This window comes from Paramicrobacterium chengjingii (genome assembly GCF_011751765.2).
GTDB classification, from domain to species: Bacteria; Actinomycetota; Actinomycetes; order Actinomycetales; family Microbacteriaceae; genus Paramicrobacterium; species Paramicrobacterium chengjingii.
Genome location: NZ_CP061169.1, coordinates 3,099,800 through 3,125,392, shown reverse-complemented (window position 1 = coordinate 3,125,392; position 25,593 = coordinate 3,099,800). Strand labels below are relative to the sequence as shown.

The window sequence follows — 25,593 nt, the reverse complement described above, 5'->3', positions numbered from 1 at the left end:
TCGTGAAAGGACACATCATGACCTCTCCCGCTGTAGCTCAACACCTGATCGCCGGAGAACTCTTCGGAGACGCGGGCAAGGAACGCCGCAACCCCGCACGCCCAGGCGAGGTTGCCGTGCTCGCGCCCGTCGGAGGCACGACAGAGACGGATGCCGCCATCGCAGCCGCCGTCGACGCGCAGAGCGCGTGGGCCGCGACGCCCGCGCCGGTTCGCGGTGCCGTGCTTCTCAAGGCCGCGCAGCTGCTCACCGAACGCAAGCCGCAGATCGCCGAAGATCTTGTGCGCGAAGAAGGTAAGACGCGCGCTGAGGCCGAGGGCGAAGTGGGACGCGCGATCGGCGTCTTCCAGTTCTTCGGCTCGCTCGGCTGGGCGTCAAGCGGCTCGGTGTTTTCGAGCGGCATGCCGAACACCACTGTCACCACGCGCCGCGAGGCGCTCGGCGTCGTGGGTTTGATCACGCCGTGGAACTTCCCCATCGCGATTCCGGCGTGGAAGACCGCGCCCGCGCTGATCAGCGGCAACGCAGTCGTACTGAAGCCCGCCGAGATCACCCCCATGTCGGCGACGCACTTGGCCATGGCACTGCACGACGCCGGCCTTCCTGCCGGAGTCTTCAATGTCGTGCACGGGCGCGGAAGCGTCGTGGGTGAGGCGCTCGCTCGCGACCCGCGCGTCGCAGCGCTCTCGTTCACCGGGTCGACCAGTGTCGGGCTGCAGCTGCAGCAAACCCTCGGTGCCCGTCGCGCCCGCGCCCAACTGGAGATGGGCGGCAAGAACGGCGTGCTCGTTCTCGACGATGCCGACGCGAAGAAGGCAGCGAATGTCGTTGCCGCTGGCGCATTCAGTCTCACGGGGCAGGCGTGCACAGCAACCTCGCGCGTCTACGTGACGCCTGGCGTTCGCCAGGCGTTTCTCGACGAGCTCACTGCCCTTGCCGGCACGTACGTTCCCGGTGACGGGCTCGATGCCGGCACGACGATGGGTCCTGTCGTGAGCGATGCACAGCTTAATCAGGATGTATCAGCGGTTCAGGATGCCGCAGACGCCGGCGCGCGTCTGCTTTACGGTGACGCGAGTGCTGACGGGCTTCACTTCGCGCCGGTCGTCGCCACAGATGTAGCGCACGATTCGCCGTTGGCCACGGACGAGATCTTCGGGCCGGTTGTCGCGGTCCTCGACGTCGACGACTACGAATCGGGTCTCGCAGCAATCAACGACTCGCCCTACGGTCTGACTGCGGGCATCTGCACCGACAGCCTCACCCACTCGACCGACTTCGCCAGCCGTGTGCAGGCCGGTGTCGTAAAGGTGAACCGACCGACCTCAGGGCTCGACCTGCACGTGCCGTTCGGGGGAGTGAAGGACTCTTCGTCCAACACATTCCGCGAGCAGGGGCACACGGCGACCGAGTTCTACACCTGGGAGAAGACGGTCTACACGGGGATCGAGTAGCAGAGCTGAGAGGTGACGATCATGCAGCAGTTGACGAGTGCCGATGAGGAGCTGCGACGTGCAGCATCCGATGTGCTGGTGCGGGCGCACGACGCCCGGCAGCATCGTGTCGCGGCGGCCGCGCGAGGCACATCCGGAGCAATCTACACGGGTCTCAGTCTGTCGACGGCGCGCGTCAACGTGTGCGCGGAGCCGTCGGCGATCGCGAATGCGCGAATCGCCGGGGAGGATGCTGTTGAGACGATCGTCGCCGTCGGCCTCGACCCTGCAGATGTGCCGATTGTGATCAACCCCTGTGGCGTCTGCCGTGAGCTGGTGCCGAACTTCGGCACCAGCATCCGTGTCATCGTGTCTGACGGCGGCGAGGTCGGCGTCGTGACCTCGGCGGACCTGCTGCCGATCCCCTGGGTGCGTGCCCGCTCCTACGACTGAGCTTTGTTCCGTTCGCCGTCACGCGACCGTCGTCGACTTATGGGCTCGACGCTAGAAGTATCGCTGGTTTGACGGCCTTCTTCATTTGTACTCATGTAGACGTCAGCTCGCCTGGCGTTACGTGAAGAAATGTTCCATAAGTTATGGAATTAATGCCACCAACAGTTTGAAGGTTCCATAACTTCCATTCCATAAGTCCAAACTTGGACGTTCCGCGGGGCTCGCCTCAATTCGTTCCAACATGAAAGCTACGCCGGAAGTGCCCAGGTCTGCGTCCACAGTCCGTTGCAGTCATATATCTGCAGGTGTGTTCCATCGGCAGTATTGCCTTCCGGAAGGTCAAGGCAACGCCCTGATTGAGGATTGAGAAGTGACCCGTCTGATTGCTGCATCCATTGTTGAGCTCCCGAGCCGTTGCAGTCCCAGATCTGCACCGGCGTGAAATTCGCGGTGGCATTGGCGTCTACATCGAGGCACTTTCCCAACGCGCGAATTGACCCGTCGGCATGGACAGACCAATCTTGGCCGCTTGCGATCCCACAAGTCCACAGCTGTGCGGCGTTGCCGTTAACCGCAGTATTCGTGTCAACATCGAGACACTTGCCTTCGGGGCCGACGACAGCCCCGGTTGCGCTGGGCACCTGACCGATGCCAAATCGAACCTCACACTGATTCCCCTGGCCGAGCCATGTGGAGGCTAGGTAAAGGTACGACTGGCCGTCCTCTCGCGGAATCGCGGGGGTTGAGTACCCAGGGCACGATGGTGAGCCTTGAGCATAGCTGCCCGTCGGGTCCACAGTAACGGGTGTTGAAACTTCGGTCCACGCGCCGGTGCCGAGGTTTGTATTCGTGAACATGACCGATCCGGATTCGGCGAGCACGGTCTTGTCTCCCGTCGGGCCGGCGGCGACGCGCTGTCCTGAGATCAGCAGAGTACCGTTTGAACCGCCACCGGGCACCCACGAAACATATGGCGTATGCAGGAGATGGCGTTCATCAGAAGTCTGCACCAGAGTGCCCGGGTCGTCCGCCGGGCCCCAACTCGCACCATCGTCGCTGTATTTCAGATATACCTCGCAAGCGTGGTCGGCATCCGTCGCGTCGCGGCAGAGCTCGTAACTCATGGCGACCCGACCATCTGGCAGATGGGCGAATGTCTGCATTCCCGGTCGTGCGAGATTGTCCGACGGAAAGGCAACGTCGACGGTTAATGTGGTGCTCCAGGTCAAGCCACCATCAATCGAGGTGTAGTGGCCGATCTTCTGATTGTTTGTCGGACTGTTCGCCGGTCTCTCATCCGAGATGAAGCAGGCAAGGGCGTCGTCGTCGGTCACAAGAAAGGTCGGCTCCCAAATGCCGTGGCCCCAGGAGTTCGGTAGCGCAGAAGTCTCTGTGCATGACGAAAGGTAGTTCCATGTCGCACCGTCGTCAGTGCTACGGAACACCTCCACTTTCTGCGTTGAGTAGTCTCCGACGTTCCAAGCGGTCCCCGCCGCCAACACGTCGCCAGCGTTCAGCCCGGGTATATCGCGCGGAACCTCAAAGAGGGTCGGGGCCTCGATGTCCCACCCTGGTGTATTCGAGGTGACCTCAGAAACCTCGGACCAGCTTTCGCCGCCGTCGCTGCTGCGATAGATGGGCAGAGTCGTGTCGTTTCCGTGACCGCCCTTGGCGAACGTTGCAAGCATTGTCTGTGCTTCGGAATCATCGTGCGCGAGACTGATTGCTCGTGGGTAGCCCGCGGTGCCATTCGGATGCTGCGACAGATCCGGAGAATACAGCACGGAACCGTCTTCTGCGGCAACAGCTTGCGGTGCCGGCGTAACCATGGCCGTTGCCGCCACGGCCAACAATGCGGCGGAGAGCAACGTGAAATTGCGTGAGTGTTTTGTGAGAAGTTCCATCGACATCATCTCCGAAGATTCGATGTGCGCAACTTTGCGCACGTTGCAAAGGAGAATGACAGGAATTTGCGCACGTTGCAAGTGATTCGATTGGATTCAGTTACTGGCTCTGGCTGGCACTTGTGCTTTCGCGGGCGACGAGACGGTGGGGCGCAACGATCTCTTCCGCAGGCGTAGCCGGGTCATCGATCCGTGTGACGATGCGGCCCACTGCCTCCCGGGCGATGTACGGGGTGTCAAGCGAGACGGTGCTGAGGGATGGCCGGGCAAACCTTCCCTCCTCCACATCATCGATGCCGATTACCGCGACGTCCTCGGGAACGCTAAGACCAGCATCAAAGACTGCTCGCATGGCCCCAATCGCGAGCAAATCAGAGAAACAGAAGATGGCGTCCGGTTGTGGAGAGCGCTCAAGTAGTGAGCGTGCCGCGCTGTACCCGTCTGCTCGGCTGTAATGGGCAGCTGTCGTGGCAAACTCGGGTCGAACATCCATGCCTGCATCGTGAAGTGCCGCTTCGTACCCGGCCGAACGCTGTAGGGGGGTCGCGTACTCTTCAAGAGGTTGGGTGCCGATTGCGGCGATGCGTGAGCGCCCGAGCTGGACGAGATGCTCGACGGCGTCCTTTGCAGCCGCCACATTGTCGATGGCAACGTGGTCATATCGACCGTCGAACTCATGCTCCCCGAGGAGCACAAGCGGCATTTTTGTCGATCCATGCATGTCGAGCAGCTCCGACTTGGTGACGAGGGGGCTGAACAGTAGGCCGTCGAAGAGCATAGTGCGATCGTCACCCATGAGCAGCTGTCGCTCGCGGTCATGGTCATGGCCTGTTTGGTCGATCATTACTCGGTAGCCGTACTCGGCGGCCGCGTCGATTACGTCCCGAGCCAGCTCGCTGAAGTAGGGCACCGTGATCTCGGGTACGACAAGGCCGAGCATGCCGGTTCGCCCGGTACGCAGAGTGCGAGCCACTGGATTGGCCCGGTAATCGAGCTCCTCAATCGCGGCGAGCACCTTGGTACGCATGCGCTTGCTGACGTGCTCGTACCCGCTCACGACGTTTGAGACGGTGCGTACTGATACCTCAGCGCGCTCGGCGACATCGCGAAGTGTTGCTGGCATGGCCTCATCATACCGTTTGCAACGTGTGCAAACGTCGGCTAAAGTTTGCATACGTTGGAAAATTCACAAAGGAGTGTCCATGTACCCCGACCCGACCCGGCGCCGCCCCCGCCTTGTCGCCGTGAGCGCGATAGCTGTCGCAGCGCTGACGCTGACTGCTTGCGGCCCCGATATCACCAGCGCCGGTAGCGAAGCGGCATCCGATCGCCTTCAGGCCCCGACCGCCGAACAGCCAGAAGGCGAGATCACAATCTGGGATCGTTCGGGAGACCTCTTCGAAGTCTTCGATGCGGTCATTGACGACTTCAACGAGAAGTACCCCGACATCACTGTCAATCATCAGGCGGTCGACATCGACGCGAAACTGCAGAACACCTTGATTACTGGAACCGATGTTCCTGACGGGGTCTTTCTCGACGATGCCATGGTCAGCGGCTATGCCGATTATCTCTGGGATCTGAGCGACGTGCTCGACCCGTACGTCGACGACATCGCTCCGCAGAAGATTGACGCGAACTCGTTCGACGGCGGAATCTACGGTGTCCCGTATGATCTCGACCCTGGCCTTCTCTTCTATAATGCCGCGGCACTCGAAGATGCCGGCGTCGATGTCAGCGCCATCGAAACCTACGACGATCTTCTTGACGCCGCCAAGGAATACCAGGGGGTGAACCCGGAGTCGCATCCGATTCATCTGGAGCAGTCAGGGTTCCTCGGTCAACTGCAACTCGAGATGTATGCGAGTCAGATGGGCACGTCGATCGCGGATGCAGACGGTGAGCTCCGTCTTGACAGCCCCGAGTATAAGAAGATCCTCACATTCCTCGACACCGTCCAATCGGAAGGGCTTGGCACGCGCGCCGAATATCTGACACCGACAGACATCGCCGAGCTCGAGAACGGCAATCAGGTCTTCTACCCGTGGGCGATCTGGTTCAGCTTCGCGCCACAGCAACTCTTGCCGGAGACGAGCGGTGACTGGAAGGCCATGCCACTTCCTGCGTGGGAAGCGGGTGGTGCTCGAAGCGGGGCGATGGGCGGCTCGTCGTTTGTGCTGCCCAAAGACGGCGAGAACTCTGAGCTCGCTTGGCTCTTCTACGAGTTTCTGATGTACGACGAGGCCGGCTATTCCGCGGTGTGGGGGCCGAACGATGTCTACCCTGACGGCCTGAACACGTCGATTCCGGCGTATCTTCCCGCGGCCGATCCGAAATCACCGCTCTTTGAACCGGTCGAGGCGCTCGGAGGCCAGGATCTCTGGGCCGTAGCCACAAAGGCCGGTGCGCAGATCCCGGCAGGCACGTCGATTCCACCGTGGTGGAATGGCGCTGCTGAATACCTGGGGAATGACATTCAGCGGATGCTCGATGGTGACCTGACGCCGGAACAGGTGATCAGCGAGTCCACTGACGCCATTCAGAAGAACCTGATCGATCGACAGTGAGATTCGCACAGCAATGATGACAACAGCCCTCCCCTCCGCGGGCCGGAGCCTGAAGCGCCGACCCTCAGCCGCGAAAGTCAGACGCCGAGCGGCGCCGTACGTTTTCGTGGCGCCGTTTGTGGCAATCTTCCTCGCGTTCAGCGTGTACCCGCTGATCTTCACCGCGCGGCTGAGCTTCACGAACTGGCGCGGCACCGGTGCCGCGGAGTGGATCGGCTTGGACAATTACACCTACTTGCTGACGAGTCCGGCATTCTGGTCATCGCTCGGTAACTCAGGTGTGCTGTGGCTCCTGATCGTCCCCATCCAGATCGCCCTCGCGGTTGTCGTCGCCGTTCTGCTCAACTCGGCAAAGCTCAGAATGCGCGGCATGTTCCGTGTGGCATTCATTGTGCCGTTTGTGACTCCGCTGGTTGCCGTCGCCCAGATATGGGTCGTGCTGTTCGACCAACAATACGGCGCCATCAACGCCGTCCTCGGCATTTTCGGGCTACCGGAAATCGGGTGGCTGACGACGAGTCTCTGGTCGAAGCCGACGCTCGCGCTGCTCTTCCTCTGGAAGACGACCGGATTCATCATTATCATCGTGCTTTCTGGGCTTCAATCGATTGACAACTCGCTATACGAGGCGGCAGAACTCGATGGTGCATCTCGATTGCGGCAGCTGTGGAGCATCACCGTCCCACTGCTGATGCGCACGATCATGTTCGCCGTCGTCCTGCAAACTCTTGCCGTGTTCCAGATGTTCGCGGAGCCCTTCGTCGTCACCCAGGGAGGCCCGTACAACTCGACGACGACGGCCGGGTACTACCTCTACAACCACATCACCCGAGCGGACTTGGGCACAGGGGCAGCGAACTCGTTCCTGCTGGTGATTCTCGTCATGGTGCTCTCCCTCTTCTTTGTCCGCCTGCTGAGAGCGAAGGACTGAACGATGACGAATACGGCTCACCGCGCGCTGACTCGGGACAATGGCGACGTCATGCAGCCGCCGAGTACGCCGTCGAAGGCACTCCGGTCGTCACGGCATCCGAGAATGCATATCGGAAGCCATATATTTCTGCTGATTCTGATGGTCGGGTTTCTCGCCCCTGTCGTCTGGGCGCTCGCCTCTGCGTTCAAACCAGCGAATGAGATCATCAGGAATCCGTTGTCTTTCGATCCCACGATGTGGACGCTCGATAACTACGTCGCCATGTTCCAGGACGTGCCGATAGGTCACGGATTCTTCAACACCGCCGTCGTGCTTGTTGTGAAGGGCGCGATCACGCTCATCTTCGCACCTCTCGCCGCATTCGCATTCGCGAAGTACGAGTTCCCCGGCAAGAACCTCATTTTCGGTGCAGTGCTGGTTACGCTGATGCTGCCGATCATCGTTTTGATCATTCCGCTGCTTCTGGAGATGAAGGCGCTCGGTTGGGTGAATACCTATCAGGCGCTGATTTTGCCGGGGGCCGTCGATGCGTTCGCAATCTTCTGGATGCGCCAAGTAATCAGTGCTGTCCCAGATGAACTGCTCGATGCAGCTCGCGTTGACGGGTGCAGCGAGATTGGAATCTTCTGGCGTGTTGTCGTTCCCGTGATCCGCCCCGGCCTCGCTGGTCTTGCCGTCCTGACAATCATGAATATCTACAACGACTTCGTCTGGCCCGTCGTCGTGGCGAACTCGGAGCAGATGTCGACTCTGCAGGTTGTTCTCTCGACCCTCGCGCAGAACATCACGGGCAACCGCATCGGTGCTGACTACGCCACCGTGACCGGTGAACTTCTCGCGGCGAGTTCCGTCGCACTCATTCCACTGCTGGTGCTCTTCATTGTGCTCCAGCGTCACTTCATCAACGGCATCCTCGCAGGAAGCGTGAAAGGCTGACCATGTCGCTCTCCCCCTCCCAGTCCGTCGTCTCTGATTCCGAAGCGGCGATGACGATCCCGCGTTCCGAGTATCCTCGTCCCGATCGTGATCGCTCTGATCGGTGGTTGACGCTCAACGGAGAATGGGACTTCACCGCCGACGGAATCGCCGCACCGATCACCGTGCCTTTCGCCTGGGAGACTGAAGCATCGGGCATCCATCAGTCATGGCTCGAACGGGGTGAATATCGGCGCATGATCCAGCCGCCCGCCGATTGGGCTGGCTCGCGAACCGTGCTGAGCTTTGGTGCTGTGCATCATCGTGCGATTGTTCGGATCAACGGCATCGTCGTCGGTGAGCACATCGGCGGCTATGAATCGTTCGAGATCGATGTCACTGACCACGTCACGCCGGGTGCAGATGCTGAGCTCGCGGTCGAAGTCGAGGCTCCCGCTGACAAACGATCGATTCCGCACGGCAAACAGCGTTCGATCCCCCGCGATGACTATGACGGGGTCTCCTTCACGCCCACGTCTGGAATCTGGCAGACCGTCTGGCTCGAAGCGCGCGGGTCGAGTTATGCCGAGACCGTCGAGCTTCGGGGCGACAGCCTGACGGGAATCGATATCGCCGTAACCGTCGTCGGAATTGCGGACGGCTCTCCCACAGTGACGGCGCGCCTCGGCAACGCACAGGTATCTGTGGTTTTGCACGCTGTTGAGAATCGTCAGTATCGGGGGCGCATCGAGTGTGCCGAGCCCCGACTATGGTCACCGGCCGATCCCCACCTGTATCGGGTCGAAGTCACCGTCGATGACGAAACCGGCGCTCCTGACCGTGTCGTTGCGACAACAGGGCTTCGGCGGATCGAGGTGCGGGGTGAGCAGTTGTTCCTGAACAATGCTCGATTCTTCATGCGCGGAGTTCTCGACCAGGGGTACTGGCCCGCCACGGGACTGACCGCCCCCGACGCGGCCGCTCTTCGTGAGGATATTCATCTCGCCCGCGGTCTTGGCTACAACCTCGTGCGCAAGCACCTCAAGTTTGAGGAGCCGTTGTGGCTGCACGAGGCAGACATGACCGGCATGCTCGTCTGGGCTGAGCCTGCGTGCCCGAGCCGGTTCTCGCCCGAAGCGGCGGACGCGTTCGAGGCGCAGCTTCCGGCCATGGTGGAACGCGATGGCAATCACCCGAGCATCGTGGTCTGGGGGCTGTACAACGAGGAATGGGGCCTCGATTGGGACATCCCGGGCAGCCCTGCACGCGCGGAAGCAGCGGTACGAGCATACGACCGGCTGAGCGCCCTTGATAGTACTCGCCCGATCGTGGAGAACTCGGGCTGGTCGCACGTGAAGAGTGATCTCGTTGACTGGCACTACTACGAGCCCGACCTGGCGCGGTGGAAGCGTGCCATGGCAGAGATCGCCCTTGGAACACGTGAGACGTTCCCCGTCAGGCTCGCCCCCGATTTCACCGTCGACAAATCGCTGTACGGGTCTGAAGACTTCCCTCGTAACGGCATTCCCATCGTCAACGGCGAGTATGGCGAGGGATTCACCAGCCTCGAGCGCGCCTGGCATTTGCGCTGGGAGACTCAGGAGATGCGACGGCACGACAGATTCGCCGGCTACGTATACACGGAGATCGCCGACGTCGAGCACGAGAATGCTGGACTGCTCACGACGGACCGGCGGGTGAAGGAATGGGGTGGATGCGTTCCCTCTGACGTGAACGCCGAGACTGTGCTTGTACTGGACGTCATTCCGCTCACTGCTGGCGCGGACATCGAACCGCCGACGACGCCCCTTGTTTTCGATGTCCACATTTCGCATCACGGTGCTCATGGTCTGAGCGGGACCATGCATGCTGCCTGGGCGCGCGCCGGTTCGCCCATCGACCCAGTACCTGACCGCCCAGACTTCTCGGCCAGACCCGTTCGCGTGAGGCCCTTCGAGATCTCAGACGCAGTCACCGTTGAGGTTCCAGTGAGGGAGGGGCCCGCTCGCCTGATCGTGTGGTTCGCCGATGACTCAGGTTCTGTGGTTGCGCGCTCATTCCTCGATGCTGCAGAAGTCGAACCGCCGAACCGGCGGGGCGCTAGGCCAGGTGAATTCGTGGATGCACCACGCCCGGGAGTTGACTAGACGTCGATGCCAGCGATAGCCGTCGTGTTCTGAGATTGTTGATATCAGACCCTTGGAGGTGGATCGTGGCACAGATGTCTCGCTCCGTGATCCGTGGACGGTCGCAGGAGGCGTGATTGACGACATGCTCAACTAGCCGAGCGCTGACGTCAGCGTTCCCACGAGGATCGCGACGAGCAAGACCGCGAACGTGCCGACGGCGATGAGCGTGGCAACCCGGTTCTCGACAAGCAGTGCGACGAACTCACGAATGAACGCGCTCGGCACGTAGTAGCGCGCAGTGCGAGACCCCACCACCTGGGCGTCGACGTCCATACGTCGGGCAAGCGACGCCGTACGCAGCACATGGTAATCGCTGGTCACGAGCATGATCGGCCCACGACGATCGGCTTCGTCGAGAAGCTCGATCGAACGTGCGATGTTCTCGCGAGTGCTTGTCGATTGGGTTTCCGGAAGAATATCCGCCTCAGGCACCCCTTGTTCGCGCAGGTAATCGGCCATCGCCTCACCCTCGGGACGCGGCTCGTCATCGCCCTGCCCGCCAGACGGCACGAGCACCGGGTGATTGCCGCGAGCAAGCTCCGCGCCGTACACCCGGAGCCCACGATCGAGGCGGCCGCGCAGCAGCGCAGGAACACGTCCGCGGATGAGCCCGGAACCATGAATGACAATCGCCGACGGTGTGAACGTATGGCGCATTCGCCCGTACACGACCGAGTAAAGAGCGAACGATACGAACGCGACGCTTGCGTACGCCGATGCCAGACCGATGAGTGCGGCGAGCCAGAACCCCGTCACCCTGAACTGCACGACGAGCATGACGGAGATCACAGGAAGCGCGAGAACAAGCACGCCGACAATGAGCGAAAGCTGGTTGCCGAGGCTGCGGCCCTCACGTCGCAGCATCGTGATGCCGTTGGCAATGAGACCCACGCCGAATACCAGGATGCTGAGGGGAATCGCAAGACCGAGGATCCACAGCAGGATCGAGGCGACGATGCTGTACTCGGCGAGGACCATGAGGAGCCCGGCCCCGCCAAACGCGATTGCGGCCACGAGGAAAGGGCCATTGCGCAGAAGCCGCGGATCCTTCGCGCGCGACACAGCAAAACACACTGCGAAGACGACGCCGAGAGCCAGAAGGAACATGGTTCTCAGACTATCGGCGCCCCACAGATTGAGGCATCGCTCGTGAGGATGGTGTTACATCAGTCGCTTGATTGACCGGCCCATGCCCTGAGATCGGTCAGGCAGGCTGTGCCAGTGCGTCGAGTTCGGCAATGGAGCCAGCATCGAGCTGCACGGCGCCAGCTTCGACGTTCTCATTCAGATGATCGATGCTGCTTGTTCCAGGAATCACCATGGTGTTCGGCGAGTGCGCGAGCTGCCAGGCGAGCCCAACCTGAGACGGTGTCGCTCCGAGACGTTCTGCAACGTCAGCAACGATGCGCTCGTCGGCAACCTTCGGGAGCGTGCCGAATCCACCTCCGAGTGGAAAGTACGGTACCCAGGCGATGCCGTGCTTCTCGCAGAGGCTCAGCAGCGGTTCGTCGTCACGGCGCACCAGGCTGTACATGTTCTGCACGCACGCCACCCCCAGCGGCAGAGCGGTGCGCAGCTGTTCAATTGTGACGTGACTGAGCCCGATGCTGAGAATCTTGCCCTCATCACGAAGCGAGACCATCTCAGCGAGCTGATCTTCAAAAGACACAATCTGACTTCCCTCAGCGACGAGCCCCGGTGTGAAGTCCATTCGTCGCAGGTTCACGATGTCAACTCGATCCGTGCCCAAGGTGCGCAGGTTTTCCTCCACGGCAACTCTGAGTTCACCTGGCTTCTGCGCCGCTTCCAAGGGCACAGGTGCACCCGACACGAGTTTTACGCCCACCTTTGTGGCGATCACAATGTCATCGCGCACACCTGCGAAGCTCTCGCGCAGCAGTTGGTTTGCGCGATCGTCTCCATAGAACTGCGCCGTATCGAAATGGGTGACGCCCAGCTCGCGCGCCGTGCGCAGAAGTGCCACGGCGCTCGCCCGATTCTCCGCGGTTTCGGCCATTAGGGCGATCCGGCTCATGCCGTACCCGATGCGGGCAGTCGGCGTGCCGCCTAAAGGGAACGAACCCCCTGGGATATTGCTCACGGGGTGTGGGGAAGCGGGCTCGGTCATCGTGCGGCTCCGTTCATCAAAAGACCTCTGACGTATTGGCTGTGGGTGTTCGATGAACAGCCGAACACCCGTGTTTGCGCGAAGGCTGGGCGATTCCTCGACAGGAGCCGACAGCATAGGCATTGCTATGGCATAAGGTTCGAGCCCATGCTCGACGCCCGAAAACCCGCATGCTTCGCCATTACCCGAGGGGTTGTGCCACTGATCGTTGAACGAAGCTGTGGGCCGGCGGCGGTAGGCTGGGCGTGTTGTGCGCCGCGCGGCGGGAGTCGGCATCCGGAAACGCGAGCTTCACTGCGACGCGACGATTGTGACCTCAGCCCACAGGGAGAGCATGAACGTGGGCGGAAGAGACGCCGGGGCAGCCGACGAGCCTGCGCGTCACCGCGGACTCATCGTGCTGCTTGGGGTCGTGGCGGCGCTCGGCCCGATGACTGTTGATATGTATCTGCCGGCACTTCCCGAGATCACGCGCGAGTTCGCCACGTCCGAGGCGACGATCCAGATCACGCTCACAGGGTCGTTGCTCGGCATGGGCGTCGGGTCCCTTCTGTTCGGACCAATTTCGGATGCCCGCGGGCGACGCGTTCCGCTCATCATCGGACTGACGATCCACGTGGTCTTCTCGATTGCGTCGGCATTCGCGGGCAACGTTGCGGCGCTCATCGTGTTCCGCACCCTGCAGGGCGTCGGGTCTGCGGCCGCGCCCAGCATAGCCATGGCGATCGTGCGCGACATCTCGCACGGGCGCGCAGCATCCGTTCGCTACTCGATGATCATGATGGTGTCGATGAGTGCACCGATCGTCGCGCCGCTCATCGGATCGCTGATTCTGCTTGGTACTGATTGGCATGGCATCTTCATTGCGCAGGGAGCGATGTCTGCGCTGTTGGTTGTGCTCGGTCTGCTGTTTCTTCCCGAGACGCGGTCGCACCGCGTGCCGCTGCGCGACTCGCGAGTGTTCGCCGGGGCGGCATCCCTGTTTTCAGACCGGATGTTCGTGGGCGCCGCCCTGTCGCAGTTGGCGATGATGGCAGCGAGCTTCTGCTACATTTCAGGGCTCAGTTTTGTGGCGCAAGACTGGTACGGCGTCTCGCAGCAGGTGTACGGTGTGATCCTCGCTGCAGGGGCCGTCGTGATGCTCATGATGAACCCGCTCAGTCCATTGCTTCTGCGGAGGTTCATGCCGCACAAAGTTCAGATCATCGGGCTGGTTGGAGCGCTCACCTCGTCGGTGCTGATCATGGTGTCGGCCGGATGGCTCGGGCTGCCGGGGGTGACTGCGTTCGCGTGGCTGTGCATCGGGTTTCAGCAGCTGATCATCCCGAACAACCAGGCGATGGGGCTGTTTAACCACGCGCCTCGCGCCGGCATGGCCGCCGCCCTGATCGGCACGGCGGGCACGCTTGGCGCTGCTCTGTCGGCGCCGCTTCTCGGCCTTGCGGGCACCGACAACGGCTTCAACATGGGCCTCGGAATGTTCGCGTTCTATGCTGCGGCTCTCGCAGCATCCGTCTTCATCATCGGGTTCAAGAATGACGATCTGACGACGCGGCCGGTGCCGATCGTGCCGTGACCCGAATCTTCGGTTCTGGTCATTGCGACGCTGCCTCGCTCTCGGGAAGTACAGCGAAAGCGACTTTGCAACCGTACGCAGATGGTATACCGTAATGGCATACCATCTGCGGAGAATGATGCAGTTGACCGCTTGACATGAGTGAGTCGCGACGTGATTCCGCGCACGATGACATTTCACACGACAGAACCGGACGGTCATGAACGCAGCCAAAGGGGATCACCCCATCCACGACACCTTGTCTGCTCTGTTCAGCGCGGCAGGTTCTGGAGACATCGACAGCATCCGCAGCCTGCTATCAGCTGGGGTCGACATTGACGCTCGCAATCGACGGCGCGAGACTCCAGTGTTGCGTGCTGCGAAAGAGGGGCAGCTTCATGCTGTCCGGTACTTTATCGAAGCGGGCGCCGATATTGATTTGCAGGACGAAACGTGTCTCAACCCGTTTCTCACTGGATGCATCTCAAACAATCTTGGGCTCGTTCGTCTGACCGTTGAAGCGGGCGCGGACCTTAACCGGCTGACCCGTTTCGGCGGCAACGGGCTGACTCCTGCGGCAGAAAAGGGGCACGTGGACGTCGTCGAGTATTTGCTCGAGTCGACTGATATTAACGTGAACCTGACGAACACATTGGGCTGGACCGCATTGATCGAGGCGATCATCCTTGGTGACGGCGGGCCAACTTACCAGGAGGTCGTGCATCTGCTGCTCGGCCACGGCGCAGACCCTGGGCTGACTGACGAATGGGGTGTGACTCCTCGCGAACTTGCTGAGCGAAGAGGCTTAACGGAGGTCGTTGACCTGATCGATGCCGCTGCTCTTGCGTTGGAGCAATAGAGAATCTATTGCAATTTGGTAGACCACTCGCCGGTGAGTGTGGTCGCTGAATCTCGAGAAAGGAAGTTCTGTCATGGTTAGAAGTGTCGAAGGCCGCGGTCGCGGAAACGTATTTGTCGTCACCGAGAGCCACGGAAATAAAATCGCATTTGTCGACCTGGCGAATACGTCCAATCCAGTTATCTCGGAGACGATCGTCGGGCGCGCGCCCTGGGCCCTAACATCGCACGAGGACACCGCACGAATATACGTCAGTACTGCTGAGGGCCTCGCCGTCGTCGACATGCATACGCGGGAGCGCCTAGCTCTCGTTCCTTACCAGGATCAGCCGTCAGGCGTCGAGTACGGAGAGTATCGGCCGGGGGGTACGGGTGTTGTGGTCACGCCAGACGGAACCTCCGTCTACGTCGCGGTGACCCGTGAAGGGAAGAACTCTTCCGTCGAGCGCTTCGATGTCGCTACTGGGGTGATGACAGATTCCTTCGAGATCGGTCTGCGCCCGTTTGATGTACAGATCTCTCCCTCAGGTCACGAGGTGTACACCATCGATCACGACTCTTTCACGCTCCATACGATTAGCATTCCGGAACACCAAGTAACGCGCACCGAGATTGCACCGTTCGGCACCGAAGGCGGTCTCATGTCGCACTTCAAACCGCACTACGCAGCAGTTGCCGATGATGGCACTCTCTATTTCCCGTATCAGGGGAAGGGGCTAGCGGTGTACTCGCCGAATACGCGACAGTACCGCACCGAGCCCATGGAGGCGGACTCTCATCAGCACGGGACATGCCTGACGGCCGATGGTCGGTTGCTCGTTGTCGGAGTCGGTGCCATTGGTGGCGCGACTCTTGGGCCAAGCCTGACGATCCGGACGCTTGACACTGGCCAAGAGGTCATTGTTCCCCTCAAGAAGGGGCACGAGAATCCCGTTGAGTGGTTGGATGCCCCCGACGGCCGCCCCAAAGCTGTTCTCACAGGGGGCTCGACAAGCAGGGGGCCGTGGGACGGCATTGCCATTCTCGACCTCGATTCCCACGACGTCGTCGAGGTTGAGGTTCCAGACAAACCGCAGATGGGCACCTTCATTCAGGTCGGCTGATGTCGACAGTGTAATCGAAACATGACAGCCCATGGTTGACTTTCATCGGATGGTATACCAGAATCAAGAATGAGTTTGGTATACCACCCAAGTCTCCAGACTCCAGACACAGCGCGGTGAAAAGCCGTGCAACACGAGAGGATGCGCCTCAAATGTCAATGAAGACACCGATACGCAAGCGGATTGTAGGGTTCGGGGCAATTGTTGCCGCTAGTGCGATGCTGCTTACGGGATGCATGGGGAACGCCGTTAACGCGGGCGGTGACGGTGCCTCCGGCGGGTCTGCGGTTCTCGCCATGCCCTCCGAGCCCTCAAACGTCGACCCGATCATGACGAGGAGCCTCAGCGCTTGGAACATTTACTATGCGGTTTTCGACGGGCTCACGCGACTGGAGGGGGACGGGTCTATCTCGCCTGGACTGGCAGAATCATGGACATCGAACGACACTCAGGATGTCTGGGAGTTCACGATTCGAGATGGTGTCGCATTCCACGACGGTACGGCGCTTGAGATCTCGGACATTGTGTACACGTACGAGAAGATCCTCGCAACCGACACCTCAACGAACAAGGTCGCCATTGCGATGGTCGATTCTGTGGAAGCGGAGGGCGACAACGTGGTGCGCTTCACGTTGAAGAACCCGTTCGCTGCATGGCTCAGCCAGGTGGCAACAATTGGGATCGTTCCTGAGAAATCGTATGAAGAGAAGGGTGATCAATTCGCCGAGGATCCGATCGGTACGGGACCATTCAAGTTCGAGTCATGGAACCATGGTGTCGACTACACGGTGGAGCGCTACGACGACTATTGGGGTGAGCCGGCCCAGCTCGACAAGGTAACGTTCAAGTTCGTCGGTGCTGCCGATGCGCGCACCACGGGGGTTGAATCTGGAACGCTTGACACCGCACTGATTCCAGCAAGTCAGGTGCCGGTAGTCGAGAGCAGCAACTCGGCCACGGTGATTGACGCAGTCTCGAACAAAGTGGCATTGCTCGGAGTGAACACAACAGCAGGAGCCCTACAGAACCTCAAGCTGCGCCAAGCTTTACCAATCGCCATCAATCGGGAGCAGATCATCACGGAGCTTCTCGACGGGTATGGCACGCAAACAGGGCAGCCCGTCGCCAAGGGCGTCACCGGTTACATCGAGGACTACCCTGTGCCGACCTACGATCGGGGCGCCGCCAAGAAACTGATCGAAGAATCCGGTTATGACGGCGAGCAGATCTCATTTCAATATGCAAGCAGCGGGGGCGACCCCACGGACCCACTTGTCGCCCAGGCGATCGCGAGTGACCTTGAAGCAGTCGGACTGAATATCAAACTCGTTGGAGCGGAGCAGGAGAGCCAGAGTTTGACGATCGCAAATCACCAGGTTGCCGGGTTGTACTTGAACTTCTGGTCTCCGTCGAGCATGGATGGCGATGTCGTGGTCAGTCAACTTCTCGCAGGAGGACCCGAGGATTACGCTCGGAGCCCTGTCACTGCGAAGCTCTACCTTGATCAGCAAGCAGCGTCCGGCGACGAGCGTATTGCGGTATATCAGAAGATTTGGGAGTGGAACACTGAGAACGTCTCCAACATTTCCCTCTGGCAGATCAAGAACGCCTTCGCATCATCGAAATCATTGAAGTGGACTCCGCCCGTGGATGGGATTTATCGCGCATACGATTACTCCCAAACTAACCGCTGACGACGTGCGGGACCGCTCTGATACATGTGGTCCCGCGCGCTATCATCCCCTGATGGCATCCTCATGAAAGTCGCATCATGACGTCCTATCTCATACGCAGGATCATTCAAGCGATCCTGACGTTGTACATTGCGGTGACCGTCGCGTTCCTTCTCGGCCGAGCGACGGGTAAACCGGCTGCACTCATCCTTACGGAAGGTGCGACTCCACAGCAGATTCATGACCTCAATGAGGCACTCGGGTTTAATGACCCTCTGGCGGGACAGTACGTGAACTACCTCGTTGGGCTATTTCGCGGCGACTTTGGGCTCTCGTATCGAAATCCCGGCCGCGGCGCGATCGAGATTATTCTCGATCGTCTCCCCGCGACGATGACACTTGCGCTGACATCATTCCTCATCGGACTTCTGCTGGCAGTTGTCGCAGCCGTTCTAATCCACATCACTGGCAGCCGAACCCTCCGTGCGTTGTTTGTGTGGAGCGGTTCCCTTCGTCAATCATTGCCCGACTTCTTTTTTGGTGTCGTAATCGTGTTGATCTTTTCCGTCGCTCTCGGCTGGTTGCCGAGCCTGGGCTACAGCGGAACGGCGTCCCTTGTGCTGCCGGTAGCCACTATCGCAACCGCTCAATTCGTTCTCTATGTTCGCCTGCTCGATTCAGCTCTGAGTGAGCAGAGCACCGAAGACTACGTACGCACGGCCTACGCTCGCGGAAAGGGCCATGCTATGGTCGTCGCCACTGAAATGCTGCCTAACGCCTTCCTGCCGGTACTGACCGTCGCGGGCCTCAACCTCGCGAGTCTGCTTGGTGGAACGATCATTGTCGAGCAGGTATTCGCATGGCCCGGAGTCGGTGGCGCCCTCATTGGCGCGGTCAGCCAAAGAGACTTCGCGGTTGTTCAGGCAGGGCTTCTCGTTGTCGCGTTCATCTTCGTCGTTGTCAACGTGTTGGTGGATGTCCTCTCAGCAGTCATCGACCCGAGGGTGAAGCTCTCATGACCGACACCGTTGCCCTCGCTCAGTCTGAATTCCCGGCGAACGCCCGCAGACAAAAACGGGCGCACGCCGCGGGGCATGTGCTCTCATACCTCGGCGGGACCGTCGTGCTCGCTACGGTACTCGGAGTGATCGCTGTGCATTTCATTCCCGGCTTCGATCCATACAGCCAGAATCTTTCGGCCGCCCGGCTCGAACCATTTTCTGATCCCGCGCATCTACTGGGTACGGATGCTGTCGGACGCGACCTGCTGAGCCGCCTCGCCGCAGGCGGAAAGACGACGCTTCTGATCACCCTCGCAATCGTGTCGCTCAACATGTTCGTGGGTACCGTCCTCGGGCTACTCGCCGGATACTTCGGGGGCTGGCTCGATAACGTCATCGCGCTCGTCACTGATGTGAGCCTCGCGCTCCCCGCCGTTTTGCTTATGATCGCCTTGTCCGCGATCTTCGGGCCCAGTGCGACGTTGATGATTCTGGTGCTCGGATTCACACACTGGATGAACTTTGCGCGGCTTGCACGCTCGACTTCCGTGGCATTGCGCGGGCGTGACTTTGTCATTGCTCCACGAATGCTGGGAGCATCGTCGGCCCGCGTGATCAGGACGCATGTGCTTCCGCATGTGATGCCGCAGATGTTCATTTTGGCGGTGACGAGCATCGGGCATGTGATTCTGTTGCAGGCAGGTCTCGACTACCTCGGCTTGGGAATCCAAGCGCCCGAGCCGACGTGGGGTGGGCTTGTCCTTGAGGGCCAGAACTATCTACGTTTGTCGCCGTGGCAAGTGATCATCCCCGGTCTTGCGATCTTCCTGATCGTTGGCGGAACGCAATTTTTCAGCCAGCGGTTCACGGCCGAGAACAACAAACCGCTTCGGAAGGTTCGCTGATATGCCCTCAGATGCTCCGCTTTTGGAAGTTGAGGACCTGGTCATCACGACGTCCGGTCCTGACGGAGAAGACGTTAACTTGATCGACGGTGTTTCGTTCACCGTCGAGGAGGGCGAAGTCGTTGGCGTTGTCGGCGAGTCGGGGTCAGGCAAGAGCCTCACAGTCTTGGCCATCATGGGTCTGTTGCCTGTCGGCTTGAGTGTTACACGCGGCTCGATTCGCTGGCGCGGAACCGAGTTGATCGGAATGCGCGACCATGTTCTCCGCACCATGCGTGGTCGCGACTTCGGGATGATCTTTCAAGACCCAATGACAGCGCTCAATCCGATCCGGCGGGTGGGGCCGCAGATTCTAGAGGCGGTCAGATTGCACCAGGGTGGTTCTCGGAAGAATGCGCGTGACCGTGCACTTGAACTTCTTGACACCGTCGGAGTTCCTGAGCCGGAGGTCCGTTCGAGATCGTATCCGCATGAATGGTCGGGTGGAATGCGGCAGCGCGCGGTCATCGCGATGGCAATGGCGAACAACCCGGCACTGCTGATTGCTGACGAACCCACGACGGCACTCGATGTGACGGTGCAAGCGCAGGTGATGTCGACGCTCAAGAAAGCGCGCGAGGAGCTGTCATCAGCGTTGATTCTGATCACGCACGATCTCGCCCTCGCCGCGGAGAACGCGTCACGAATGCTGATCATGTACTCCGGCAGGATTGTCGAGTCGGGCAACACGCACGACATTTTCCTCAGGCCTGCGCACCCATACACACTTGGGCTTCTGAAAAGTCTGATCTCTGAAACGGACCAGCGCGCATATGCCATTCCGGGGAACCCGCCGTCGCCTCGAAGTCGTCCGGGCGGGTGCCCCTTCGCGCCCCGCTGCGAGCTTTCTCGGGGTCGAAGCATTTGCGTGACCGAGAGTCCGCTGCTCGAGAAGCGATCGAACAATTCGTACTCAGCGTGTCATTTCTCACACGAGGTGGTTGACGGGAGTCTCAATCAGCAGACGGAACGGAATCACAATGGCTGAGGCCTTGGTCGAAGTGAACGATCTTGCCGTGACGTATGGCCGTAGGGGCGCCGTGCGCCGAGGTCGCGGTGTTCGAGCTGTCCGAGGGGTGAGCCTCAAGCTCTTTCCTGGGCGCACTCTTGGTCTCGTGGGCGAATCTGGATGCGGGAAATCGACGTTGATCCGCGCGATCTTCGGTCTGGCTCCGATCGCGACCGGCCGTGTTGTGGCTTTCGGCAGCGACATTACCCACATTCCGCTGAGGCGACGACGGCAGTTGGGTGGGCAGATGCAGATGGTGTTTCAAGACCCGTACTCTGCCATCGACCCGAGAATGACGGTACACGAGATCGTGGCGGAGCCCCTGCGAATCAGGGGGAAGTACGAGCGTAGAATTGTGGATGAACTGCTTGACCGAGTCGGAGTCAGCACCGAGATGGCTGCGCGAAAGCCGGGGGAATTCTCTGGTGGACAACGGCAGCGTGTTGGAATCGCACGCGCACTCGCGCTCCGACCGAGAGTGGTGGTTCTGGATGAGCCGGTGTCGGCGCTCGATGTGTCAATTCAAGCTCAAATTCTGAATCTACTCAGTGACCTGCAGTGTGAGTTAGATTTGGCGTACCTATTCGTGTCTCATGACCTCGCGGTTGTGAGGCACGTTGCCGATGACGTCGTTGTTATGAACCATGGTGAGTTTGTTGAAGAAGGGGCTATCTCTGACGTGTTCGATAACCCGAAGCATCCGTACACCCGCTCGCTTCTCAGTTCGATCCCGCGGGTCCGCATTACGGGAGGTTCCGTGTGAACGACAAGTCGGTGAGGGAGTCGGCGGGGCGTAACCGAACGCCCAATCACGAATCAGTCTCCCAACCCGCGGATGCCTCTTCGTCTCGGCAATATCAGATCGCGGACCAAATTCGAGAGCGCATTCTGAGCGGGACATACATCCCTGGGACGCGGCTGATCGAGCGCACGCTCGCGAGCGAGCTTGGCGTGTCACGTATCCCGGTTCGAGATGCCCTCAATATTTTGCGCGGAGAAGGGTACGTATCGGCATTCCCGAATCGCGGAATGGTCGTCACAACACTGACGAATGAGGACGTCGAGGAGCTTTTTGAAGTGCGGGAGGCTCTTGAGGTACTAGCCGTTCGCCGCGCAACGGCTCGGGCAACACCATCCGAACTGTTACGACTTGCAAAGGTCCTGTCCGATTCCAAAGATGCAGCAGAACGCCGGGATCCTCGTGCCGTTGGTCGATGCAATCAAGAGTTTCATGATCTTCTGATGGCAAGTGCACACAATTCATTATTAGTAACAATGATGGAGCCGCTTGAGGGTCGTTTGCATTGGCTGCTGAGGCAGAACGACGACCCCAGGCCGTTGCATGACGAGCACATCGCTCTACTCGATGCGATCCGTAGCGGTGATCCGGATCGAGCCGCGGCGCAGGCCCTTGCACACGTGCGAACAAGCCGAAGGATCTGGCTTGAGTCCGAGGCGCGCAAGTCCGAGACAGGCGTCTCGTAATGGTTAGCTGATAGTGGAATCGATTGCGTCGTCGTCGCCCACGTGAGCGGCAGGTGTCGGCGTGAAGAAGTTGACGAGATTGCCGTCAGGGTCGCGAAAGAGCAGTGATCGATTTCCCCAGGGCATCGTCGTCGGTTCATTCACAAACTCATCGACCACGTCATGGAGTGTCGGGTAGATGGCATCGACGTCGTCCACACGAATGTCGAGAATGACGGAGCGGTTCGCCCGCGCCTCGGCCGACCCCTCTCCCAGGAGGGGGATCGTGGATGAACTGGCGAAAGCGAGCGTTCCAGACTCAGTGCGCAGCTCAGCGAACAGCTCGTGCAGCCGCACCGACTGAATGCCCGTGATGCGTTCGTAGAAGTCGACAATGCGCGGGAGGTCGTCAGTGATGATGCGCGTTGCAGTCAGTTCCATTGGTTGTTCTCCGTTCTGTGGCGCGGCAAAATGCCGATGCGTCAACGGTAAAATCAATACTGGACAGTTAATGTCCAGTTTCTTGAGATTATTGACGCATGAGCGGACCAATACTCCGGATGCTCCAGCTGCTTGAGCTCTTGCAGGCCACGGGCATGCGCTCACGTGGTGAGCTGGCCGAGCGCCTTGGCGTGGACGAGCGCACCGTTCGACGTTATGTGGGACATCTTCGCGAAATGGAGATTCCGGTTGAGACGATTCGTGGCCGTCATGGCGGATATCAGATCGCCGCGGGCCTACGCATGCCTCCGCTCATGCTCAGTGAGGACGAGGCAGTCGCCGTCGTGCTCGGGCTGCTCCACGCGCAGTCCGTGCCGGGGTCATCGACCACGGCCATGCAGACCGCGATGTCAAAGGTGCGGCGCTCGCTCCCGACCGAATCAGCCCGAAAGCTCGACGTGTTGTTGCGAACGGCTGACTTCGCCGACGCGCGTGAGGCCGCCGTGCCAGCAGCCGGAATACTGTTGACAGTCGCAGATGCGATTCATCAACGGCATCCGCTTGCGCTGCGCTATCAGGATGGCAGCGGGCAGCCGTCGAATCGCACAGTGCATCCGTACGATCTGATCGCCTACTCGGGCCGCTGGTACGTGATTGCGCTTGACAGCGACAGCGATGCAGAAAAGACGTTCCGCCTCGACCGCATCACCTCCGCCCGCGCCGTTCCCGGCACTTTCACCGCGCCGCCGCGAGAGCAACGAGGCGTATCGCGTCTCATCGACGGTTTTGTGGGCGCCGATTACGCCTGGCACGTCGTGCTGCGTGTGCACGCCAGTCAGGAGCGCATCCGCGACCACCTACCTACGAGCATTGCCCGAATCGAGAAGCTTTCGGATGCTAATACCGATGACGAACCGACCTGGCACCGTATCGACATCAACGCCGAGCGCCTTGAGTGGCTCCCGCCTGTGATCGCCGCGCTTGACTGTCCTGTCATCGTCGACCAGCCCACAGAGCTTAGAACTTTGATCGCCGACCTTGCAGCGCGACTCCTCACCATCGCTGCGCCATCCTGAGACGCGTGTTCACGAGTGCCGACGCAGTTCAGAACGTGCAGCTCGGTGCGACGACATTGACGGTTCTGCCGGTACTCGCTGTGTTCTTGGTCGCACAGAAACAATTCGTTCAGGGCCTCGCGCAATCTGGGCTGAAGGGCTGAGTCGAAGCTGTTGCCAGTGCCCAATTCTGCTTAGTCGTCCACAGGTAGAAAGTTTAGCGAGTTATCCACAATGATGGTGTGATCGGGGGTTTATGTCGGCAGAAATGTCGGTGGCTGCTGGCAAACTATGGTCATGCAAAACACAGCGACAGTCTCCGATTTCGAGCCTGTGGAGGGTCCGGATGCTGCAGCTGTGCGTGCCGCGGAGCACATTCTGGCGGATGCTGCTGAGCTTGCCAAGATTGACCCAGCCGCACTGTCTGCCGATGCTCTACTGACCTATACCGGGCTGTTGGGGAACATCACCCGCATTGTCGAGGGCCGCCAAATTGGCAATGTCGGTGACATTGCCCGGCGTTCGGGCACGGATGCGGGGTTTGATGGTCTTGCTGCCCGTCACGGGTCATCCAGTCCGACGGCATTGTTTGAGAGGGTCACGGGGGTGAAGAACTCCACAGCGCACCGTTACACGAAGGTCGCCGAACAGGCCACACCGCGGGTGTCTGACACAGGGTTGCCGTTGGACCCGGTCTTCACCCAAACAGCGGACGCGTTGAACGAGGGCACGATCGGTCTCGATGTTGCCGAGGTGATCACATCGGCGTTGGCGCCGGTACTGTCTCGGGTGGCGCCGGAACAAGCAGACTGGGCCGAGAGCACACTGTTGGGTAACGCGACGGGTGCTTTTGGTGAGGTTCCGGTGTCGGCTGATGCTCTGCGTCAGCAGGCCCGCATGTTCTGTGTTGCGTTGGATCCGGATGGTGTGGAACCCACAGCGGAAGAACTCCATGAAGCACGTGCTCTGGTGTTTCGTCACCAGGACGACGGGAGTATGAGAATCACCGGCACCCTGTCCCCGGAACAGGCAGCACAGGTGACACCCGTGTTTGACGCGTTCATGTCGAAGAGAACATCACCGAAGTTCATGGAGACCGAAGAACTCGCCGCCCACGGTGAAGAACCGGAAGCACGGTCGAGGCAGCAGGAACGTGCCGACGTGTTCACAGCGATCATCGGCGGCACCGGGAAACAACAGTCCGCCCCGAAACTGCACGGCAGAGGACCCACCGTGTTGGTCACCGTGAAAGACACTGACCTCGACAACGGTACGGGTGCTGCCTGGTCACCGGGAACACCGGCACCGCTACCCATGTCGTTCGTGAAGCAGATGCGATGCGACGGCGACACCCGACACGTGCGTATCGATGAGCACGGTGACGTGTTGAACCTCGGGTATGCCAGACGTGAGTTCAGCCCGAAGCAACGCCTCGCCCTGATCGCCCGCGATGGCGGCACGTGTGTTGCTGCTGACTGTGACATTCCTGCCTGGCTGTGTGAAGCACACCACGTGCAGGGGTGGGCAAACGACGGGAAGACCGACACCACCAACGGTGTCATGTTGTGCTGGTGGCATCACCGTCTGGTTGAACGCGGCGAATGGGCTCTCATCCGAGACAACACCGGGCGCCCGAGACTCGTTCCACCAGACTGGTACGTCAACCGACGGTATCTGGGCAGGCGGCGCAAACCCGGAGACGAGAACGACACCGGACCGGACCCCGGACGAGATACCAGGCCGCGCACCTGAGTACGCGGCGGCCCCGGAAACACTCCACGCACGAGTCCAACCACTCGAAGCGCTACATGGAGTGTGCTCTGCGGTTACTGAACGAGCTGAATCCCTCGCCGCGCGATCGAGTGCGTCCCGATTTCAGTGCGCCATCTGCGACTGTCTAGCGGCCCTCGGCATCGTGTACGACACTCCAGTTATCGCCAAGCGATGTGCTGTTGAACTCGTACATC

General features: G+C 60.2%; 23 protein-coding genes. 18 read left to right on the top strand and 5 right to left on the bottom strand.

Features of this window, described 5'->3' with window-relative positions; translation table 11 throughout:
* The first annotated feature begins 17 nt into the window (after positions 1–17).
* Together HCR76_RS15100 and HCR76_RS15095 are read left to right on the top strand one after the other, a co-directional pair.
* Positions 18–1,454, top strand: coding sequence for an aldehyde dehydrogenase family protein (locus HCR76_RS15100; protein ID WP_166987473.1), 1,437 nt, complete (start codon positions 18–20; stop codon positions 1,452–1,454).
* Between the two features lie 21 nt (positions 1,455–1,475).
* Positions 1,476–1,886 carry a cytidine/deoxycytidylate deaminase family protein gene (locus HCR76_RS15095; RefSeq protein WP_166987476.1) on the top strand — a complete coding sequence of 137 codons (411 nt, stop codon included), beginning with the start codon at positions 1,476–1,478 and terminating at the stop codon, positions 1,884–1,886.
* Positions 1,887–2,134: 248 nt separating this feature from the next.
* On the opposite strand, the gene HCR76_RS15090 is transcribed toward HCR76_RS15095, so the two are convergent.
* Positions 2,135–3,790 (bottom strand): sialidase family protein, encoded by a 1,656-nt coding sequence (locus HCR76_RS15090; RefSeq protein WP_166987479.1) that lies wholly within the window; start codon positions 3,788–3,790, stop codon positions 2,135–2,137.
* A gap of 100 nt (positions 3,791–3,890) precedes the next feature.
* Positions 3,891–4,913 (bottom strand): LacI family DNA-binding transcriptional regulator, encoded by a 1,023-nt coding sequence (locus HCR76_RS15085; RefSeq protein WP_166987482.1) that lies wholly within the window; start codon positions 4,911–4,913, stop codon positions 3,891–3,893.
* Positions 4,914–4,992: 79 nt separating this feature from the next.
* On the opposite strand from HCR76_RS15085, the gene HCR76_RS15080 reads away from it, so the two are divergent.
* Genes HCR76_RS15080 through HCR76_RS15065 form a run of 4 tightly spaced genes read left to right on the top strand, consistent with a single transcriptional unit; the run spans position 4,993 to position 10,353 of the window.
* Positions 4,993–6,357 carry an ABC transporter substrate-binding protein gene (locus tag HCR76_RS15080; protein WP_166987485.1) on the top strand — a complete coding sequence of 455 codons (1,365 nt, stop codon included), beginning with the start codon at positions 4,993–4,995 and terminating at the stop codon, positions 6,355–6,357.
* A 13-nt stretch (positions 6,358–6,370) separates the two neighbouring features.
* Positions 6,371–7,288, top strand: coding sequence for a carbohydrate ABC transporter permease (locus tag HCR76_RS15075; RefSeq protein ID WP_166987488.1), 918 nt, complete (start codon positions 6,371–6,373; stop codon positions 7,286–7,288).
* A gap of 3 nt (positions 7,289–7,291) precedes the next feature.
* Positions 7,292–8,227 (top strand): carbohydrate ABC transporter permease, encoded by a 936-nt coding sequence (locus tag HCR76_RS15070; RefSeq protein WP_218044406.1) that lies wholly within the window; start codon positions 7,292–7,294, stop codon positions 8,225–8,227.
* A 2-nt stretch (positions 8,228–8,229) separates the two neighbouring features.
* Complete coding sequence (locus tag HCR76_RS15065; RefSeq protein WP_166987491.1) at positions 8,230–10,353, top strand: glycoside hydrolase family 2 protein; 2,124 nt, start codon at positions 8,230–8,232, stop codon at positions 10,351–10,353.
* Positions 10,354–10,485: 132 nt separating this feature from the next.
* Here HCR76_RS15065 and HCR76_RS15060 read toward each other — a convergent pair whose 3' ends face one another.
* Both HCR76_RS15060 and HCR76_RS15055 read right to left on the bottom strand, forming a co-directional pair.
* Positions 10,486–11,502 carry a YdcF family protein gene (locus HCR76_RS15060; RefSeq protein WP_166987494.1) on the bottom strand — a complete coding sequence of 339 codons (1,017 nt, stop codon included), beginning with the start codon at positions 11,500–11,502 and terminating at the stop codon, positions 10,486–10,488.
* Between the two features lie 97 nt (positions 11,503–11,599).
* Positions 11,600–12,523 (bottom strand): aldo/keto reductase, encoded by a 924-nt coding sequence (locus HCR76_RS15055; protein WP_166987497.1) that lies wholly within the window; start codon positions 12,521–12,523, stop codon positions 11,600–11,602.
* Between the two features lie 340 nt (positions 12,524–12,863).
* On the opposite strand from HCR76_RS15055, the gene HCR76_RS15050 reads away from it, so the two are divergent.
* The 9 genes from HCR76_RS15050 (at position 12,864) to HCR76_RS15010 (ending at position 22,151) form a co-directional block, all read left to right on the top strand.
* A complete protein-coding gene (locus HCR76_RS15050; protein ID WP_166987500.1) occupies positions 12,864–14,099 on the top strand; it encodes a multidrug effflux MFS transporter in 1,236 nt (411 codons plus the stop codon).
* A gap of 199 nt (positions 14,100–14,298) precedes the next feature.
* Positions 14,299–14,937, top strand: a complete 639-nt coding sequence (locus HCR76_RS15045) for an ankyrin repeat domain-containing protein (RefSeq protein ID WP_166987503.1) — start codon at positions 14,299–14,301, stop codon at positions 14,935–14,937.
* 73 nt (positions 14,938–15,010) lie between these two features.
* Positions 15,011–16,039: a YncE family protein gene (locus HCR76_RS15040; protein WP_166987506.1), complete on the top strand. Its 1,029-nt coding sequence runs from the start codon at positions 15,011–15,013 to the stop codon at positions 16,037–16,039.
* Between the two features lie 236 nt (positions 16,040–16,275).
* Complete coding sequence (locus HCR76_RS15035; RefSeq protein ID WP_166987509.1) at positions 16,276–17,733, top strand: ABC transporter substrate-binding protein; 1,458 nt, start codon at positions 16,276–16,278, stop codon at positions 17,731–17,733.
* 77 nt (positions 17,734–17,810) lie between these two features.
* Complete coding sequence (locus HCR76_RS15030; protein WP_166987512.1) at positions 17,811–18,731, top strand: ABC transporter permease; 921 nt, start codon at positions 17,811–17,813, stop codon at positions 18,729–18,731.
* Positions 18,728–19,618, top strand: a complete 891-nt coding sequence (locus HCR76_RS15025) for an ABC transporter permease (RefSeq protein WP_166987515.1) — start codon at positions 18,728–18,730, stop codon at positions 19,616–19,618. Before HCR76_RS15030 ends, HCR76_RS15025 begins: the two co-directional genes overlap by 4 nt.
* 1 nt (position 19,619) lies before the next feature.
* A complete protein-coding gene (locus HCR76_RS15020; protein WP_198248073.1) occupies positions 19,620–20,645 on the top strand; it encodes an ABC transporter ATP-binding protein in 1,026 nt (341 codons plus the stop codon).
* On the top strand, positions 20,638–21,429 hold the full coding sequence (locus HCR76_RS15015; RefSeq protein ID WP_198248072.1) for an ATP-binding cassette domain-containing protein: 792 nt from the start codon (positions 20,638–20,640) through the stop codon (positions 21,427–21,429). The genes HCR76_RS15020 and HCR76_RS15015 overlap by 8 nt, the downstream gene beginning before the upstream one ends.
* Positions 21,426–22,151, top strand: a complete 726-nt coding sequence (locus HCR76_RS15010; protein ID WP_166987517.1) for a GntR family transcriptional regulator — start codon at positions 21,426–21,428, stop codon at positions 22,149–22,151. Before HCR76_RS15015 ends, HCR76_RS15010 begins: the two co-directional genes overlap by 4 nt.
* Positions 22,152–22,154: 3 nt before the next feature.
* Here HCR76_RS15010 and HCR76_RS15005 read toward each other — a convergent pair whose 3' ends face one another.
* Positions 22,155–22,571, bottom strand: coding sequence for a VOC family protein (locus tag HCR76_RS15005; RefSeq protein ID WP_166987520.1), 417 nt, complete (start codon positions 22,569–22,571; stop codon positions 22,155–22,157).
* Between the two features lie 98 nt (positions 22,572–22,669).
* Here HCR76_RS15005 and HCR76_RS15000 point away from each other — a divergent pair, with 98 nt between their 5' ends.
* The 3 genes from HCR76_RS15000 (at position 22,670) to HCR76_RS14990 (ending at position 25,378) form a co-directional block, all read left to right on the top strand.
* Positions 22,670–23,647 carry a helix-turn-helix transcriptional regulator gene (locus tag HCR76_RS15000; protein WP_166987523.1) on the top strand — a complete coding sequence of 326 codons (978 nt, stop codon included), beginning with the start codon at positions 22,670–22,672 and terminating at the stop codon, positions 23,645–23,647.
* A 5-nt stretch (positions 23,648–23,652) separates the two neighbouring features.
* Positions 23,653–23,790, top strand: a complete 138-nt coding sequence (locus tag HCR76_RS14995; RefSeq protein ID WP_244971419.1) for a hypothetical protein — start codon at positions 23,653–23,655, stop codon at positions 23,788–23,790.
* A 133-nt stretch (positions 23,791–23,923) separates the two neighbouring features.
* Positions 23,924–25,378, top strand: a complete 1,455-nt coding sequence (locus HCR76_RS14990; RefSeq protein WP_166987525.1) for an HNH endonuclease — start codon at positions 23,924–23,926, stop codon at positions 25,376–25,378.
* Positions 25,379–25,593: the final 215 nt, after the last annotated feature.

Coding starts and splice junctions, on each gene's coding strand:
- HCR76_RS14990 (WP_166987525.1), top strand. CDS start 23,924: ATGCAAAACACAGCGACAGTCTCCGATTTCGAGCCTGTGGAGGGTCCG.
- HCR76_RS15045 (WP_166987503.1), top strand. CDS start 14,299: ATGAACGCAGCCAAAGGGGATCACCCCATCCACGACACCTTGTCTGCT.
- HCR76_RS15055 (WP_166987497.1), bottom strand. CDS start 12,523: ATGACCGAGCCCGCTTCCCCACACCCCGTGAGCAATATCCCAGGGGGT.
- HCR76_RS15040 (WP_166987506.1), top strand. CDS start 15,011: ATGGTTAGAAGTGTCGAAGGCCGCGGTCGCGGAAACGTATTTGTCGTC.
- HCR76_RS15030 (WP_166987512.1), top strand. CDS start 17,811: ATGACGTCCTATCTCATACGCAGGATCATTCAAGCGATCCTGACGTTG.
- HCR76_RS15095 (WP_166987476.1), top strand. CDS start 1,476: ATGCAGCAGTTGACGAGTGCCGATGAGGAGCTGCGACGTGCAGCATCC.
- HCR76_RS15035 (WP_166987509.1), top strand. CDS start 16,276: ATGGGGAACGCCGTTAACGCGGGCGGTGACGGTGCCTCCGGCGGGTCT.
- HCR76_RS15100 (WP_166987473.1), top strand. CDS start 18: ATGACCTCTCCCGCTGTAGCTCAACACCTGATCGCCGGAGAACTCTTC.
- HCR76_RS15070 (WP_218044406.1), top strand. CDS start 7,292: ATGACGAATACGGCTCACCGCGCGCTGACTCGGGACAATGGCGACGTC.
- HCR76_RS15025 (WP_166987515.1), top strand. CDS start 18,728: ATGACCGACACCGTTGCCCTCGCTCAGTCTGAATTCCCGGCGAACGCC.
- HCR76_RS15080 (WP_166987485.1), top strand. CDS start 4,993: ATGTACCCCGACCCGACCCGGCGCCGCCCCCGCCTTGTCGCCGTGAGC.
- HCR76_RS15020 (WP_198248073.1), top strand. CDS start 19,620: ATGCCCTCAGATGCTCCGCTTTTGGAAGTTGAGGACCTGGTCATCACG.
- HCR76_RS15060 (WP_166987494.1), bottom strand. CDS start 11,502: ATGTTCCTTCTGGCTCTCGGCGTCGTCTTCGCAGTGTGTTTTGCTGTG.
- HCR76_RS15000 (WP_166987523.1), top strand. CDS start 22,670: ATGAGCGGACCAATACTCCGGATGCTCCAGCTGCTTGAGCTCTTGCAG.
- HCR76_RS15005 (WP_166987520.1), bottom strand. CDS start 22,571: ATGGAACTGACTGCAACGCGCATCATCACTGACGACCTCCCGCGCATT.
- HCR76_RS15065 (WP_166987491.1), top strand. CDS start 8,230: ATGTCGCTCTCCCCCTCCCAGTCCGTCGTCTCTGATTCCGAAGCGGCG.
- HCR76_RS15090 (WP_166987479.1), bottom strand. CDS start 3,790: ATGGAACTTCTCACAAAACACTCACGCAATTTCACGTTGCTCTCCGCC.
- HCR76_RS15085 (WP_166987482.1), bottom strand. CDS start 4,913: ATGCCAGCAACACTTCGCGATGTCGCCGAGCGCGCTGAGGTATCAGTA.
- HCR76_RS15015 (WP_198248072.1), top strand. CDS start 20,638: ATGGCTGAGGCCTTGGTCGAAGTGAACGATCTTGCCGTGACGTATGGC.
- HCR76_RS15075 (WP_166987488.1), top strand. CDS start 6,371: ATGATGACAACAGCCCTCCCCTCCGCGGGCCGGAGCCTGAAGCGCCGA.